This window comes from Algoriphagus sp. Y33 (genome assembly GCF_014838715.1).
Lineage (GTDB): Bacteria > Bacteroidota > Bacteroidia > Cytophagales > Cyclobacteriaceae > Algoriphagus.
In genome coordinates this window covers 419154-434535 of record NZ_CP061947.1, presented here as the reverse complement: position 1 = coordinate 434535, position 15382 = coordinate 419154, and the positions used below count along the sequence as shown (strand labels likewise).

At 42.6% G+C, this 15382-nt stretch carries 14 protein-coding genes and 1 pseudogene; 4 read left to right on the top strand and 11 right to left on the bottom strand.

Annotated elements, in window-relative coordinates:
- Window positions 1-122: 122 nt before the first annotated feature.
- The 7 genes from ID165_RS01745 to kdpF all read right to left on the bottom strand — a co-directional run bounded on the left by ID165_RS01745 (window position 123) and on the right by kdpF (window position 8804).
- Window positions 123-1943 (bottom strand): ATP-binding protein, encoded by a 1821-nt coding sequence (locus ID165_RS01745; RefSeq protein WP_192348688.1) that lies wholly within the window; start codon window positions 1941-1943, stop codon window positions 123-125.
- An 11-nt stretch (window positions 1944-1954) separates the two neighbouring features.
- Window positions 1955-3070 (bottom strand): sensor protein KdpD, encoded by a 1116-nt coding sequence (locus ID165_RS01740; RefSeq protein WP_192348687.1) that lies wholly within the window; start codon window positions 3068-3070, stop codon window positions 1955-1957.
- Window positions 3071-3126: 56 nt separating this feature from the next.
- The gene (locus ID165_RS01735) at window positions 3127-4278 is read right to left on the bottom strand and encodes a porin (RefSeq protein ID WP_192348686.1); all 1152 of its coding nucleotides are present in this window, start codon (window positions 4276-4278) and stop codon (window positions 3127-3129) included.
- Window positions 4279-4366: 88 nt separating this feature from the next.
- Window positions 4367-4939, bottom strand: a complete 573-nt coding sequence (gene kdpC / locus ID165_RS01730; RefSeq protein ID WP_192348685.1) for a potassium-transporting ATPase subunit KdpC — start codon at window positions 4937-4939, stop codon at window positions 4367-4369.
- Between the two features lie 40 nt (window positions 4940-4979).
- Window positions 4980-7016, bottom strand: a complete 2037-nt coding sequence (gene kdpB / locus ID165_RS01725) for a potassium-transporting ATPase subunit KdpB (RefSeq protein WP_192348684.1) — start codon at window positions 7014-7016, stop codon at window positions 4980-4982.
- A gap of 11 nt (window positions 7017-7027) precedes the next feature.
- The gene (gene kdpA / locus ID165_RS01720) at window positions 7028-8722 is read right to left on the bottom strand and encodes a potassium-transporting ATPase subunit KdpA (RefSeq protein WP_192348683.1); all 1695 of its coding nucleotides are present in this window, start codon (window positions 8720-8722) and stop codon (window positions 7028-7030) included.
- 4 nt (window positions 8723-8726) lie between these two features.
- Entirely contained in the window at window positions 8727-8804 is a 78-nt protein-coding gene (kdpF, locus tag ID165_RS27000) for a K(+)-transporting ATPase subunit F (RefSeq protein WP_192351224.1), read from the bottom strand.
- 509 nt (window positions 8805-9313) lie between these two features.
- Here kdpF and ID165_RS01710 point away from each other — a divergent pair.
- Entirely contained in the window at window positions 9314-9496 is a 183-nt protein-coding gene (locus ID165_RS01710; RefSeq protein WP_192348682.1) for a hypothetical protein, read from the top strand.
- Window positions 9497-9531: 35 nt separating this feature from the next.
- On the opposite strand, the gene ID165_RS01705 is transcribed toward ID165_RS01710, so the two are convergent.
- The 4 genes and pseudogenes from ID165_RS01705 to ID165_RS01690 all read right to left on the bottom strand — a co-directional run.
- Window positions 9532-10872, bottom strand: coding sequence for a sigma-54 dependent transcriptional regulator (locus ID165_RS01705; RefSeq protein WP_192348681.1), 1341 nt, complete (start codon window positions 10870-10872; stop codon window positions 9532-9534).
- A gap of 37 nt (window positions 10873-10909) precedes the next feature.
- On the bottom strand, window positions 10910-11392 hold the full coding sequence (locus tag ID165_RS01700) for a cyclic nucleotide-binding domain-containing protein (RefSeq protein ID WP_192348680.1): 483 nt from the start codon (window positions 11390-11392) through the stop codon (window positions 10910-10912).
- Between the two features lie 81 nt (window positions 11393-11473).
- A complete protein-coding gene (locus tag ID165_RS01695) occupies window positions 11474-12217 on the bottom strand; it encodes a flavodoxin family protein (RefSeq protein WP_192348679.1) in 744 nt (247 codons plus the stop codon).
- Between the two features lie 388 nt (window positions 12218-12605).
- A pseudogene (locus ID165_RS01690) lies at window positions 12606-12897 on the bottom strand (SulP family inorganic anion transporter); the annotation flags it as partial.
- A 124-nt stretch (window positions 12898-13021) separates the two neighbouring features.
- Between ID165_RS01690 and ID165_RS01685 the strand changes: the two are divergent.
- The 3 genes from ID165_RS01685 to ID165_RS01675 all read left to right on the top strand — a co-directional run bounded on the left by ID165_RS01685 (window position 13022) and on the right by ID165_RS01675 (window position 15250).
- Window positions 13022-13597, top strand: a complete 576-nt coding sequence (locus ID165_RS01685) for a Crp/Fnr family transcriptional regulator (RefSeq protein ID WP_192348678.1) — start codon at window positions 13022-13024, stop codon at window positions 13595-13597.
- A 69-nt stretch (window positions 13598-13666) separates the two neighbouring features.
- Complete coding sequence (locus ID165_RS01680) at window positions 13667-14050, top strand: hypothetical protein (protein WP_192348677.1); 384 nt, start codon at window positions 13667-13669, stop codon at window positions 14048-14050.
- A 6-nt stretch (window positions 14051-14056) separates the two neighbouring features.
- Entirely contained in the window at window positions 14057-15250 is a 1194-nt protein-coding gene (locus tag ID165_RS01675; protein WP_192348676.1) for an MFS transporter, read from the top strand.
- The last annotated feature ends 132 nt before the right edge of the window (window positions 15251-15382 follow it).

Sequence of the window (15382 nt, the reverse complement as noted above, 5' to 3'; positions counted from 1 at the left end):
AAAACGACCCCAAAAACCCTGGGCTCAAGGATCTAAAAGGGTGGATTTCAAATCTCTTTACTCGTTAGCAGATTAATTAGCCTTTAATAGGGTTTTGACATTTGTTGAAGTTCGATTTTGGTTTAAGTCAACTTACTTATGGGAAATGTTATCCAAAAAGTAGCCCCATGGTTTGCCGAGGATTGCACTCCTATTTTTCCTCCCATCGCCTCTACAAACTCCTTGGATATTGCAAGACCTAGTCCAGTCCCTCCGGTTTCTGTTTTGGATAGTCTATTGAATTTTAGAAAAACCTTTTGCTGGTCATCTGTTGCAATTCCTTTTCCTTGATCTGTTACTGAAATTTTTAATCTGCTACCTACCATTTCAGCCTTTACGTCAATAGTCGATCCTTCAGGAGCATATCGTATCGCATTGGTTAAAAAATTATTGAGTACCCAAACTGTCTTATGGGCATCCACTTTTATGAAGCTATGAACGCCTTCTATATTCTTAGTAATTTTTAAGTTCTTCCCATCCAAAAATAAATGCACGCCGTCTATCGCATTATCGATCAGGTCTTCGGCAGATGCTTCCCCCATCTTGACATCGATCGTACCACTTTCAATTTTGGACACGTCAAGCACTTCATTGATCATTCTTCTGATCCGTTCATTGTTTCCTTCAATAGTTGCCAGCAGTTCTTCCTGATTTCCAGACAGTGGACCTGACTTGGGGTTTCGTAACAGTTTTGCACTCATATCGATTGCCGCCACAGGGGTTTTCAGCTCATGGGAAAGAGTGGCAATAAAATGCGTTTTAGCCTTATCCTTTTCAGAAAAGTCCGTGATATCCGTTAATAATACCACATGCCCCACAAGTATCCTCCGATCTTCTCCAGTTGGCTTAGTGGCAACATCAATTACATTTTTTGAATACAACTTATCCTTATTGTTTTCTACTATTTTAACAGGCTGATAATTTTTAGCACCTTTGGAGGAATAACCCATCATGAGCTCTTGGATAAGATTACTCATTAGTGGGCTTTTTATCGCTATGTCTGGAGCGTATTTGTTTATCACCTCATTTTTGGGAAGGTCAAGGAGTTGCAAGCAGTGCTCATTGGCAAAAATCACTCGTTTGCTTTCATCCAAGCCCAAAACCACTTCATCGAGTTGGTTGATCAGGGCATTAAGTCGCTTCTGTTCTTTCAAAATTTTAGCCAGACTGGAATGCTCATACTCATCCAGCTTGGCCGCCATCGTATTAAATGACCTGGCAAGTTCACCAAATTCATCTTTGGATTCACCGGAAATAGTTTGCTTATAATTTCCTCTTGCAATTTCTCCGATTGCCTTATTGAAAGTGGCCAGGGGTTTGGAAATATATGCAGGAAGCCAGAACAAAAGCATCAGGCCAATCAAGACGCTGGCACTTCCGACAATCCCCATATACAACACGGTTTTATCGGCAGTGGCATTGGCCTGCTCATTTTTCCTGATCATGGTTTTTTCATTGATCAGGTAGATGTCATCGGTGATGCTCTTTATTTCCTGCATGACAGGCAATAAATTACTACTGTAGGAATCCCTGCTAATCGAATCTAATCCCGTATCTCTAAGTACCAGGGTTAACCTATTCAAATTTGCTTCAAGTTTATCGGTGATATTCTGTTCAGCAGGCTCAGTGATATTTTCCTGTTGAAGCTTGATGTTTTCGGTTAAGGTTTGGAGATATGGAGTAAGCTCAGTCTCTACATTATTACCCGAAATGATCGCGGATTGAATCTGATCCACCGCTTTGTCAATATTCCGCATATAACTCAGCGTACGGTTATTGTCCTTCAATATTGCTGCTGAATCGGTGGCAAGTTGACTGAGGTAATAGACGCCCGTCGAACTTAAAAGTATGATCACTGCAAATAGAAATGCCAGTGACAGCGAGAGCTTATGTTTTACTTTCATTTTGAGTTTGCTTAAAAGACCAGAATCACGTCTATTTCCTTATCAACCAGTTTCTTCAATAATTTATCAAAATAGTTTTTGCCTGTCAGTTGGCGTAATAAACTAAAATGAGGTTTACCCAATACGATATTGGTGATTTTATACGCTTCAGCTGTAGAATAGATCAATTCAGGAATGTCATCCCCTTTGACTTTAATGATCTCAGCACCGAGCTCAGTCGCCCATTTCAGGTTCTGAAGTAGTTTTCGTTGGGTAGCCAGATCAATTTTATCAGATTGTTCCTTGGGTATCTGGATATACAAGACATACCACTTTGCCTGATATCTGGCTGCCATCCTGGAGGTTTTCCGAATGATCTTTTTCCCTCCTTCATAATTGGTGCTGATACATGCCATAAACCGTTCCAGCGGCATCCTGGAGGATTGGGGAAGGCTGTTTTGGATCTGATGCTCCACCTGTGAGGCGACCTGCCGAAGAGCCAGATCCCGGAGCTGCAAGATCTGTTCGGGCTGAAAAAAATGGTCTAGCGCCCTCTTTATACGCTCTCCACTGTAAATTTTACCATCTTTCAGACGCTTGATCAAATCCTCCGCAGGCAGATCGATATTGACTACTTCATCAGCATAGGCTAAAATCTTGTCAGGAATACACTCCTTCACTTCAATACCTGAGATCTTTTGCACCCTGTCGATCATACTTTCCAGATGCTGCACATTGAAGGCGGTAATCACATTTATCCCATCATTGATCAGGTCGATGACATCCTGCCAGCGCTTTTCATTTTTGCTGCCGGGGATATTGGTATGGGCTAATTCATCCACTAAAACGACGTCAGGATGGGTATTGAGAATGGCTTCCAAATCCATTTCCTCTAATTCCCTACCTTTGTAAAACACCTTTTTTCGAGGTATCTCAGGCAAGCCACCTACCAATGCAATGGTTTCCTTACGATCATGTGGCTCTATGAACCCGAGCTTTACGTCAACACCTGCCTTCAGTAGGTCATGGGCTTCCTGAAGCATACGGTAGGTTTTACCTACACCGGCTATCATGCCGATGTAGATTTTTAACCTTCCTTTTTTTCGCTTACGGATCAGGTTTAAGAAATTATCTTCTTCTTGTGCCATCGTTTTCCTTTTTTGTAAGGACATTTCATGTTGTAAGGACAATTCATGAATTAGCTTTACAGTGATATTGCAAGTGATGTTGCCAAAAAGAAATTGGTTTCCGAAGGACTACCATTCTCTTCAAACACACTGTCCTTACCGGTAAATCTTCTACCTTCTATTCTCCAAAGTATATTTTTTGCAACCTGATAATCAAGATTAGCCGAATATGCTGATGTTCGAAATCCGTTCGGTGTATTGGTAGAAATAATCACCTGATTGGCGTCAGAATAATATTCACCACGGGCCGCAATACTTACCTTGTCACTTACTTTATATTGAGCGATCAACACCGGGGAATACCAGGTGTCATAATCGCTGCTACCCTTGGCCTCTTGCTGTGCTCCCACATCAAAACATGCAATGAGCCCCAGTCTATCACTTAGCTGAAACTGCCCATAGAAATTATGGAAATATCTCATTTGTCGTGTACTGTCTGGGGTATCACTTCCAATAAAAGAACTGCTGTTTAGTGTTATCTTATCATTGGGAGTAAAGGTAACCCGGTGGCCTAAAGCAGGGGTATTGTTTCCGTCTACACGCTGTATCCGCTGCCAGCCATTGAGCACAAGTCCGCTTAAAAACCACTTTTCATTGTCCGAACTATAGGAAAGCTTTACCCCACTCTCAAAATAAGGAGAGTTATCAGCCAACACTGACCGGGTCAGATTCCAGCAAACTGCACCAATTGCACTCTCGAAACCTATATGCGAAGGAAAGATCCCTGCATCCAGCCACAATTCCTTTTTATCAGAGAGCTTCACCCCTACATTCGCCTCAAAGATGTTTTTTAAAACTCCCGGCTCCGCTGCCAAATTTGCCTTGGCATAGGTGCCCGTCATGAAAGCCAGATTAGCCCGTACTTTCTGTGTCTGATAAGTGGCCTGAAGATAGCCCAGATTGAGTGTGACCTCATTATGCCTATTGAAAGAATAGACAAAATCCGGTCTGTTATGATCTTCGGGGTTTCCAAAATCATACTGGTAATAGGTTTCTAAGTATCCACTGATTTTTAGCGCTGAATCATCGGTATCCCCCTGCGCTTGCACGAAGTTAATTGTCCAAAATTGTGAGAAAATTACTAAACAGATGATGGTATATCCTTTGAACCAGTACGTCTTATAAATACCGATTCTCAGTGAGTTTTGTTTTTTATATAGCGAGTCCATTAGTTATGATATGCTCTTGTTTTATTACTTGATTTTCGAAATGGGAATAGTAAACTATTGAGTTCAATTATACACTAGATATTCTTATCTACTTGCTTTTTTCCAGTTCATCCAACGCCAGATTGAGCTGAAGAACATTCACTCGATCTGATGGTCCAAAAAGGCCAAGAAATGGATTTTCCGTATGTTCTTCTACCAATTGATTTAGCGATTCGGCATCTAACCCTCTATTTACCGCAATACGGTTCACTTGAATCAATGCCCCTTGTTTGGTAATGTGCGGATCAAGACCCGAACCGGAAGCTGTCACCAGTTCAACCGGAATATCAACTTTGGCCAATCCTGGATGGTATTTGGTCAAGGTATCAATCCTGCTTTGTACCAGTGAAAGAAAATCAGGGTTGGTAGGTCCTAGGTTCGATCCGCCTGTTGAAGCCGCATCATAATCCACTGCTGAAGGTCTGCTCCAGAAGTATTGGGCACTGTTAAAGGGCTGGCCCACATTTTCAAATCCAATGAGTTTACCGTCTTTCTCTATAGGCAAACCATTTGCCTGATGGGGCATGGCTTTGCCTATGCCTACCATGGCCAGTGGGTACAATACACCAAAGAGTATGACGGTGGAAAACCCAAGTACAAGAGCTATTCTTATAGATTTCATAATTCTTATGTTTTAGGTAAGGGCGATTCATGAATCGCCCTTACAGCGCAATAGTTACAAGCAGATCGATTAATTTAATTCCAATAAAAGGCACGACGATGCCTCCCAAACCATACAGCAATAGGTTTCTGGTCAGCAAAGTAGAAGCACCTACCGGACGATATTTCACACCTCTGAGTGCCAAAGGAATCAGCAATGGAATAATGATGGCATTGAAGATCACTGCCGATAATATAGCCGATTCAGGTGTTGCCAGGTTCATGATGTTCATGGCATTGAGTCCGGGAATGGAAGTGGCAAACAAGGCAGGTACAATAGCAAAATACTTCGCCACATCATTGGCAATGGAAAACGTGGTCACATTACCCCGTGTGATCAGCAACTGCTTTCCGATTTCTATCACTTCCAAAAGTTTGGTGGGATCACTGTCCAGATCAACCATATTAGAGGCTTCTTTAGCAGCTTGCGTGCCGCTGTTCATGGCGACTCCCACATCTGCCTGGGCCAGTGCCGGAGCATCGTTTGTACCGTCACCCATCATGGCAACAAGCTTTCCCTGCTCCTGTTCTTTTTTGATGTATTCTAGTTTGTCTTCAGGTCTTGCTTCTGCTATGAAGTCATCTACTCCGGCTTTTTCTGCTATGAATTTTGCTGTCAATGGATTATCACCGGTAACCATTACGGTTCTCACTCCCATTTTTCTCAGGCGTGCGAAACGCTCCTGAATACCCGGTTTGATGATGTCTTCCAACCGGATTACTCCTAATGCTTTTTTGTCAACTGCCAAAGCCAATGGAGTCCCTCCATTGCTGGAGATTTCCTTCACTTTTTCTTCCAGTTTTCCCAGATCAGCTTTGTTGTCCGACCATTTGTAGATTGCGTCCCAGGCACCTTTCCTCACCTTTCGGCCATCAGGGAGGTCAACTCCGCTCATGCGCGTTTCCGCAGTGAACTTAATAAAGGAGGCATCACCGACTGAATTTTTCTCCACCGTTACATTTTGTTGCTTGGCCAGTTCTATAATGGATTTCCCCTCTGGCGTGTTGTCAGAAAGCGAACTGATCACACACAAGCGAACCAACTCTTCATCCGCTTTGCCATTGATATCAAAAAAGCCGGTTGCCTTTCTATTGCCAATAGTAATCGTACCTGTTTTATCCAAAAGTAGGGTATCAATATCCCCTGCGGTTTCTACCGCTTTACCTGATTTGGCAATGATATTGGCTCGCAATGCCCTGTCCATTCCCGCTATCCCTATACTCGATAATAAGCCACCAATGGTAGTAGGAATCAAACACACGAAAAGTGAAATCAATGCAGCTATCGTAATCGGAGTATTGGCGTAAACCGCAAAGGGATGCAACGTGACTGTCACGATCAAAAATACCATGGTAAAACTTGCCAACAATATGGTCAATGCGATTTCATTCGGTGTTTTCTGACGGTTTGCGCCTTCCACTAGGGCAATCATTTTGTCCAGAAAACTTTCTCCAGGCTGGGTAATTACCTTTACTTTAATCTGGTCAGACAATACGCTGGTCCCGCCTATTACACTGTTATGATCGGTTTCCGCTTCACGGATCACAGGCGCGGATTCTCCGGTAATAGCCGATTCATCTATCGATGCAAGTCCTTCTATGATTTCTCCATCTGCCGGGACAATATCACCTTCTTCAACGAGGAACACATCACCTTTTTTCAAGTCGGATGAACTGGTTTCTGTAACAGATCCATCCTCATTGATACGTTTAGCCTTTGTGTCTTGCCTAGTTTTTCGAAGGCTGTCCGCCTGAGCCTTTCCCCGGGCTTCGGCAATAGCCTCGGCAAAATTCCCGAAAAGCACTGTAATAAACAGTAATAGCGTAATGACGCTGTTATATCCCACATTTCCGAGACTGTCATTAGTCGTAAAGCCTGAAAGTATGGTCACGATCAGCATGATCACCGTTCCAAGCTCAACGGTAAACATCACGGGGTTTTTGATCATTAAAGCAGGACTGAGTTTCACGAACGACTGTGCCAGTGCCTGGGTAACCGTTTCTGCAGAAAACAAGGATGTATTTTTATTATTAGTCATCTTTTCAAGTATTAAAAGGTGAAGTATTCAGCCAATGGACCGAGTGCTAGAGCTGGAAAGAAAGCCAAAGCTGCTACAATAAGTATTACCGAAATAAGTACCGCACCAAAGGCTGGGCTTTCCAGAGGCAATGATCCTGAGGTAGTTGGGACAGGTTTTTTGGAGGCTAAAGATCCTACTATGGCCAATGGACCGATGATCGGAAGGAAACGCCCTAACAGCATGATGACACCTGTAACAATATTCCAGAAAGGCGTATTATCTCCCAATCCTTCAAAGCCGGATCCATTGTTGGCCGAGGCTGAGGTAGTTTCATAAAGCATTTCGGAAAATCCATGATAAGAAGGGTTATTGAGCCATCCGTATTCAGGATTTTGGACAATTCCATAACTGGCCATGGCCGTACCTACCAGAATCAATAGCGGATGAAGAATTACCACTAACGCGGCAATCTTTACTTCACGGGCTTCTATCTTTTTGCCCAGCAGATCAGGGGTTCTTCCTATCATTTGTCCGGCAATGAATACAGCTACTATCACAAAGACAAAGAAGTTGATAAACCCAACACCCACACCTCCATAGATCGCATTGATGAACATATCCAGCATAAAAATCCCTCCGGAAAGCGGTGTATGGCTATCGTGCATGGAGTTTACAGAGCCATTGGAAGTTGAAGTTGTGGACACTCCCCACATAGAGGATGCTGCTGGCCCAAACCGGACTTCTTTGCCCTCCATGTTTGACTGATCTGCTGCCAGTCCCATTTCGGTAAAAGCAGGGTTTCCACCCATCTCTTCTGAAACTGAAATGGCCACAAAGGCGATGAAGAGAATAGACATAACACCGAAGAAAAGCAGGGCCAACTTCCTTCTTTTAAGGTAGAAGCCGAAAGCGAATACCAATGCCATTGGAACAAGCAGAATAGCTACATTCTCAGCAATGTTGGTGAGGTAGTTAGGATTCTCGAATGGGTGGGTGGAGTTGGGTCCAAAATAACCTCCTCCGTTTGTTCCCAATTGCTTGATGGCTACCATGAGAGCAGTTGGTCCACCAGCCACCTGAATCGTCTCACCCTCTAATGTTGTTACCTCCTGCAGTCCATCAAAATTGGTAGTGGATCCATTGAAGGTTAAGATCAAAGACAAAATAATCGCCAACGGCAATAAGATTCGGGTACAACTTTTCATCATGAGATTATAAAAGTTGCCCAGGTTGCTTCCTGTCTTGTTTTTCAAGCCTTGGAAGAGTAAAGCACAAGCGGCAATACCTGTTCCCGCACTGACAAACTGAAGCCAGCAAAAGACAAGAAGCTGCGTAAAGTAAGAAGCTCCTGATTCACCGCTGTAGTGCTGCAGGTTCGTGTTAGTGGTAAAGCTAACGGCTGTATTGAATGCCAGTGTTGGTTCCCAATTTCCGATGCCCACGGGATTCCAGAATGGATGAAGGCTCTGGAAAGCCAGGGCAATGAAGGCAAAAAGGAAAAAAAACACGTTGATGCCCAGCAGGGCTTTTAGGTACTGTTTCCAGTCCATATGCTGATTCGGGTCAATGCCCGAAAGCTTAAATACAAATCGCTCCAGGGGTGACATAAAATCGGTCCAGGTCTTATCGCCCCGGAAGACTTTGACTATATACTTTCCAAGTGGCCAGGCCAGTCCTACGGAAAGCAGGAATATGAGCAGTACTCCAAGTATTTCTGTGTTCATCTTTTTAGAATTTTTCAGGGTTTACAATCGCGTAAAACAGGTAGCCAAATGCGGCTAAGGAGACTAAGAGTAGTGCTATCATGACCTTACTTTTTTAAGAGATTGTTGAAAGAACTTACCGACCTGAAGAGCAGTCCGAAGATGGCAGCTGTAAGGAGGATCATCGAGATTATCATAAGTGTATCCATAGTTGTTTGTATGTTTAGGTCAACTCAGTGAGATCCTTATGCCAAGAGCTGTACCCAATGATAAAACGAGCTCATTGAATCACTATAAAACTTTAAAAATCAGTATATTAAAAACTGTTTTTAAAAAAACAACATCTGGATAAAGGCTTGAAAACCCATTCAAAATGGAAGGGTTTTTCAAAATGGAGTGGTGATGGGGTTTACGGATTGGACAGATCGAAACAAGAGGCGTAAGTTCGAATTAAAAGGCATTTAAGCTTTTTCTAATAACCTTGCCGTTGATTTCCAGCATGAACAAAACATCAGGAAGATATTGGCATCTTCCGCTATACAGCCTAAAAAACACGCCTCTTATTTGCTAAACACGCGAAAGAGTTAAGCTGTCAAGTAATATTCATTTAGTGTGAGGATAACTGCAAATGATGAGGTTACCGCAGACGGACTGGCCACAGTCTGTTTGGTATTGGGTGAAGTTATGGCAAAAAAAATGATAGAGAAGCTTCCAGAAGTCAATGCATTCGTCAATTTGGATAGCGTGGGAAAACTGAGCTACTGGCAATCGGAAGGGTTTGGTGCTGAGTTGTAAGGGCAATTCATGAATTGCCCTTACATGAATTGCCCTTACATGTTGTACTCCTCTAATTTTCGATAAAGAGTCGTAAGACCAATACCCAGCAAAGTTGCAGTTTTGGTTTTGTTACCTTTTGTATGTCGTAAGACCTTTTTGATGTGCTCCTTTTCCACTTCCTTCAAATCAAAAATACCATTGGATGTGCCGGGTTTATTTACTTCAAAATCAAAAGGGAGCACCTCCTTGGTCAGGGTGTCACCTTCGCAGAGAATGACTGATCGCTCAACAATGTTTCGAAGCTCACGTATATTCCCTCTCCAGGAGTGCTTCTTCAGTGCATCTGTATAGTCACGGGAAATATTACTAATCTTCTTCCCTGTTTTGGCACCAAACTGTGCTGCGAAATGCTCGGTCAATAGAGGAACGTCTTCTCTTCTTTCATTCAGCGCTGGTAATTTTATCTGAAATACAGACAACCGGTAAAATAAATCTTCTCTGAATTTTTGCTGCTGGCTTTCTTCTTCCAGGTTACGGTTGGTTGCCGCTATGATACGCACACTCACTTTTGTTTCTTTGGTATCGCCCAGTTTTAAAAACGTACCTGACTCCAAAACTCGTAGCAGTTTGGCTTGAAGATCAAGGTTAAGTTCCCCAATCTCATCGAGAAAGATGGTGCCATTGTTGGCTTCTTCAAACAACCCTTTTTTATCCTTATTTGCCCCTGTAAATGCCCCAGATTTATAACCAAAAAGTTCACTTTCCAACAAGTCTTTTCCAAAGGCACTACAGTTTACAGCGACAAAGGATTGCTTTTGTCTGGAACTAGATGAATGAATGGCCTGTGCAAAGACTTCTTTACCTGTCCCGGTTGGTCCTGTGAGTAGTACTGTAGCATCAGAAGGAGCCACCTTTTTTGCTAAGGCTACCGCTTCCAAGATCACATGGGATTTTCCAATGATGCGGTCAAAATCATAGGCTATAGTTATTTTGCTTTCCAGTTCTTTGATTCTGAATTGCAAACGGGATTTTTCTTCTGCCTTGCTGACTAGGGGAATAATTTTAGTGTTGTCATCCCCTTTCACCAAGTAATCGAAAGCTCCGTTTTTCATAGCCTGAACACCATCGTGAATATTGCCATAGGCAGTCAGACAGATCACCTCAGTTTCCGGAGAGAGCTCTTTGATCTCTCCGGTTAATTCAATTCCACTGGCATCCGGCAACTTTACATCACAGATGACCACGAAGATCTGTTGATCTTTAAGTATTCGAATACCACTTTTAGCCTTGTCCGCAGTCAATACTTCATAGCCTTCGTATTCTAGCGTCTTGGCCAGAAGATTCCGGATGTCTTTTTCGTCATCTATGATGAGTATTTTATTAGGTGAATTCATATTTTGAACAATCTACCCCCAAGGTTGGAAATTCTTCTTAAGAAACCACAGAACCCGCTCTTCGGAGGTTTTGAAAATTAGATTCTCCAGCTTGGTCTGTACTTTTCTTATACAGAGACCAATCAATTTGGTGACTACAAAATTCAGCTCGGGAATAGCATGCATCATTTCCAAAAATCTGGATGTCTCCACTTTGCATAATACCGCCTCTTCGGTCACCTGAGCAAGCTCCTGACGTTCTTCCCCCTGCTTTCCTACCAAAGCCAATTCCCCCAAACACTTCTCCCGCTCCCAAAAGCGCCAAAATGATCTCTTGGCCTGAGTCAGAAAATCTAGAGATTTTCACCTCCCCCTTCTTCAATAGAAAGATTGTATCTACATGTTTTTCAGGAAAATCCAAGACCTCATTCCTATGGGAAGTCATTTTAGCTGCTTTCTCAAAAAGATCCAATTCACTGGGCTTCAATACTTTCATCATGCTGAAGTTTTCCAGGTACCAAACTACTTTAGAAGGTTCCATACATTGAATATCGGAATTCTAGGTTGGGTTTAGCAAGACAATGCGAACTAGGTCAGAAAAAAACTTTCGTGCATCCTCCCCCTATCGATATTCAGGATTAGGATGATCATGATCACTTTCGTCCCAGTCTTTTCGCAGGTTGCCGTGAGCAGCAAAGCCATGCTTCAGCATAGCTGCCATGTGCATCAGGTTCCAGGTCATAAAAGTGGTATTTCTAGTAGTGAAATCATTCTGTAAACCGCCACTTCCCTCATCCAGGTAGCTGGCTCCGGGACCTGCCTCGCCTATCCAGCCCGCATCAGCCTGGGGTGGAATAGCATACCCCAAATGCTGCAGGCTATACAGGATGTTCATTGCACAATGCTTGATTCCATCTTCATTCCCCGTCACTAGACAGCCTCCAGCTTTGCCATAATAGGCATATTGCCCTTTTTTATTCAGTATCCCCGAATTACCGTAAAGCCGCTCTATCACCTGGGTGGCAATGGAAGATTTCTCACCCAGCCAAATTGGTGTACCAATGATAAGGATATTTCCATCCATGACTTTCTTATGAATAGCAGGCCAGTCGTCTTTTTCCCATCCATGCTCTGTCATATCCGGATAGACTCCAGAGGCAATATCATGATCCACTGCCCTGATCAGTTCTGTCCTAACCCCATTGGCCTCCAGGATGGTCTGCGCCATGGACATCAAACCCTCAGTGTGGGAAACTGACGGGGACTTCTTTAACGTGCAATTGATTAGAACTGCCTTTAGATCTGAAAAATCAAATGGGTTCTCCCGGTTCCATTTGGTTTGAATAGTATTGAGACGGAATTTCATTTGTCTTGTATTTGTTAGTTAGGTCAATTTCTTGTTTAATGATTAAGGGAAATGGATCTATTGTCACTATACACCCTTTCGGAAAGCTGCAGTTTCCTCATACTTTTTACTAAATTAAAGCAGAATGCATCTAAAAAGCTGTCCTTCAGAGTACAAAGTGAAACAGTTACAAAAGGTCTCCCCTTATGGGCACTAGCAAGCTCTTTTTATCTGAAGGAAAATTTTACACCCCCACTTAGCCAGATGCTCAATATTGGTTTGACATACCTATATTTTTGTCTTTTCAACTTTTCCCACAAATCATCCATACTTTTTACGGACTGAAAATTTAATTGCTCTCATTGAAATAGCCAGTCTTATTATATATGTTACAATTACTCGAAACTAAACTTACTATGACGGCAGCAAAGACATATTCCATCCCATGTGCGATAGCCAAGGCCGCAAATACACCAGCAATAGCTCCAGTTGCACCGGAGATCATACCTTCCTCCTAAAATGGCAGTGACCAACCCCTTCACAAACGCAGCATAAAGTCCCGCCAAAGGAGAAGGTCCTGCCACCATAGCAAAGGCAACCGCTTCAGGCAACAGTACCATCGCCACGGTAAGTCCAGATAGGACTCCGGTTTTATAGTCAACACGCTGGTTGAAATCAAACAAATTGACTTTTCCGAATATGAAAATATGACCGTAGAATCTAATAAGATTACTTTTTGTTTTAACATAGACTTTTAGAAAAAAAACGAGACAAAAGATTTATGGATCTTTTGAGGAATCAAGCAATTTCAAATTATTAAGCTAGATGGAACAGGTCGATAAATTTCTTAACTACTTATCCGGGATCACCCCGATTTCTCCGAAGGCAGGGGAAGAAATAAAAAACCTATGCTCAATTGTTTCCATCAAAAAAAACAAGAATCTCCAGACCATTGGCCAAACTTGCAGAACGATCTACTTTGTACTGGAAGGGACCGCCAGGATCCATTATTTTAAAGAAGACAAAGATGTTACCGAGTATTTTGCCTTCGAAAATGACCTGATTATCAGAGCAGAAAGTCTTTTTACAGGCAGGCCAAGCCACAAAGCCATACAAACTATAAGTGATACAACTTTTATCGCCATCCCGGCCAATTCACTTTTTGAATTATTTGATAGGTACCATGAAGTGGAGAGACTATTTCGAAAGGTGGTGGAGCGATCTTACGTGGAAACCATCAACAGACTTGAAAGCCTGCAATTTCATACCGCTGAAGAACGCTATCTGGCATTGCTCCAAAAATCGCCTGTGGTAATCAGAGAAATACCTTTAAAATACATCGCTTCCTATCTGGGGATCACACAGGTGAGTCTGAGCCGACTTAGAGCAGCTATCTCCTGATTAGTTAACAAATGTAAAAGAGATTGACTCTCAGTAACCCGTCCTTTGTATTAGCAACTATTCAATACAATGGAACCCAAAGAGATCTATGCCGATACCTTAAAAAAGTGGCTGGAAGCCGGTAAAAAAGAAACAGAAAGCAAAGCCACCTTGCTTTTTCATTCCATCCCAAAACTCATCCGCTTGGGGCTCAATGTTACCGTTTTACCAGGACATAGCAGTCAGCCGGTACCTTTTCATAAGCAACCCATACACTCCACATTGGGAGAGGTGGTGAAGAATACGGCCTTGCTCAAAGTTAACGGGCAGGAGCTTGTTCAGTCTGTGCTTAAAAAGCCTACCAACCCGCCGGAAAACTACCTAAAGGTTTTTCAGAAGAATATTTCCGGGGATTTTACTGACCTGAACCCTATTGACTTCGAGGCCGGAGCCAATCATTGTACTATATCCTAAGACGCCATGGAGGTTAAATTAGGATTGAAAGAAAACTGGAGGCAGTTCACCTTATTGGTTATTATCAATGGCTTTGTAGGGGGAATGATAGGTCTAGAACGCAGCATACTTCCTCAGCTGGCAGAAGCGGATTTTGACATGGCAGCTAAATCTGCCATTCTATCTTTCATAGTTGTATTCGGTATTTCCAAAGCTATTACCAACTATTACACGGGAGCTTTTGCCAACAAGGTTGGACGAAAGAATCTGTTAGTGATTGGCTGGCTTATAGGGCTTCCTGTGCCACTTATTTTGATCTATGCCAGCAACTGGAATTGGGTCATAGCGGCCAATATTTTACTGGGAATCAACCAGGGGCTCACCTGGTCTAGTACAGTGGTGATGAAAATCGATCTTGTGGGTGACAAAAACAGAGGGCTGGCCATGGGATTAAATGAATCCGCAGGTTACTTGGCAGTAGGAATCGTTGCTTTCCTCACTGGATGGATCGCCTCAGAATATGGTCTTAGACCTTTTCCGTTTTACTTAGGAATTGGATTTGCAGTCGCAGGACTAGTATTAAGCTATTTTCTTGTAAAAGACACTGTGCATCATGTTTTTAAAGAAACCACAGTAAGTCAAGTTCAAAAGTTAAAGAATGTATTTCGTGAAACCACCTGGACAAATCCCAATCTCGGTTCAATCACCCAAGCAGGATTGGTCAATAACCTTAATGATGGGATGATCTGGGGACTTTTTCCTATTCTACTAGTCAGTAAAGGATTTAGTCTGTCCGAAGTTGGGAAAGTAGTAGCTATATATCCCATCGTGTGGGGTCTAGGCCAATTACTCACAGGTAGATTGGCTGATATTTGGATAAAAAAATCAATGCTTTTTTGGGGGATGCTAATCCAAGGCTTTGCCATTATCGGGATGATATTTGCCAATTCATTCATTGAGTTCACCGTTTTGAGTGCGCTGCTTGGTATCGGCACAGCCGTGGTCTATCCTACATTTCTGGCGGCAATAGCAGACTATACCCATCCTGAGCAAAGAGCCAATAGTATTGGTGTGTTTCGGTTGTGGCGTGATTTGGGGTATGCCATAGGAGCAATTTTGACAGGGATAGTAGCCGATTCTTTTGGTGTCTCGACATCAATAGCTTTAATTGGATTGATCACTTTGATTTCTTCTGCGGTGATAAAAATAAGGATGGACTAAGCTCTGAAAATTCCTTGCTACTCACTTATCATGACTTCTCTATAGTAATAAACCAGCCTTTACGATTTTTTGCATTAGCAAAAGATTAGCTCAAAATACCATGTAGTCAACCACCCCTTCCTTATAACCATA

What these genes read in the sequence shown, in the direction of transcription:
- ID165_RS01745 (WP_192348688.1), bottom strand. Translation starts at nt 1,943, where the DNA reads ATGAAAGTAAAACATAAGCTCTCGCTGTCACTGGCATTTCTATTTGCA.
- ID165_RS01740 (WP_192348687.1), bottom strand. Translation starts at nt 3,070, where the DNA reads ATGGCACAAGAAGAAGATAATTTCTTAAACCTGATCCGTAAGCGAAAA.
- ID165_RS01735 (WP_192348686.1), bottom strand. Translation starts at nt 4,278, where the DNA reads ATGGACTCGCTATATAAAAAACAAAACTCACTGAGAATCGGTATTTAT.
- kdpC (WP_192348685.1), bottom strand. Translation starts at nt 4,939, where the DNA reads ATGAAATCTATAAGAATAGCTCTTGTACTTGGGTTTTCCACCGTCATA.
- kdpB (WP_192348684.1), bottom strand. Translation starts at nt 7,016, where the DNA reads ATGACTAATAATAAAAATACATCCTTGTTTTCTGCAGAAACGGTTACC.
- kdpA (WP_192348683.1), bottom strand. Translation starts at nt 8,722, where the DNA reads ATGAACACAGAAATACTTGGAGTACTGCTCATATTCCTGCTTTCCGTA.
- kdpF (WP_192351224.1), bottom strand. Translation starts at nt 8,804, where the DNA reads ATGATAGCACTACTCTTAGTCTCCTTAGCCGCATTTGGCTACCTGTTT.
- ID165_RS01705 (WP_192348681.1), bottom strand. Translation starts at nt 10,872, where the DNA reads ATGAATTCACCTAATAAAATACTCATCATAGATGACGAAAAAGACATC.
- ID165_RS01700 (WP_192348680.1), bottom strand. Translation starts at nt 11,392, where the DNA reads ATGGAACCTTCTAAAGTAGTTTGGTACCTGGAAAACTTCAGCATGATG.
- ID165_RS01695 (WP_192348679.1), bottom strand. Translation starts at nt 12,217, where the DNA reads ATGAAATTCCGTCTCAATACTATTCAAACCAAATGGAACCGGGAGAAC.
- ID165_RS01685 (WP_192348678.1), top strand. Translation starts at nt 13,022, where the DNA reads ATGGAACAGGTCGATAAATTTCTTAACTACTTATCCGGGATCACCCCG.
- ID165_RS01680 (WP_192348677.1), top strand. Translation starts at nt 13,667, where the DNA reads ATGGAACCCAAAGAGATCTATGCCGATACCTTAAAAAAGTGGCTGGAA.
- ID165_RS01675 (WP_192348676.1), top strand. Translation starts at nt 14,057, where the DNA reads ATGGAGGTTAAATTAGGATTGAAAGAAAACTGGAGGCAGTTCACCTTA.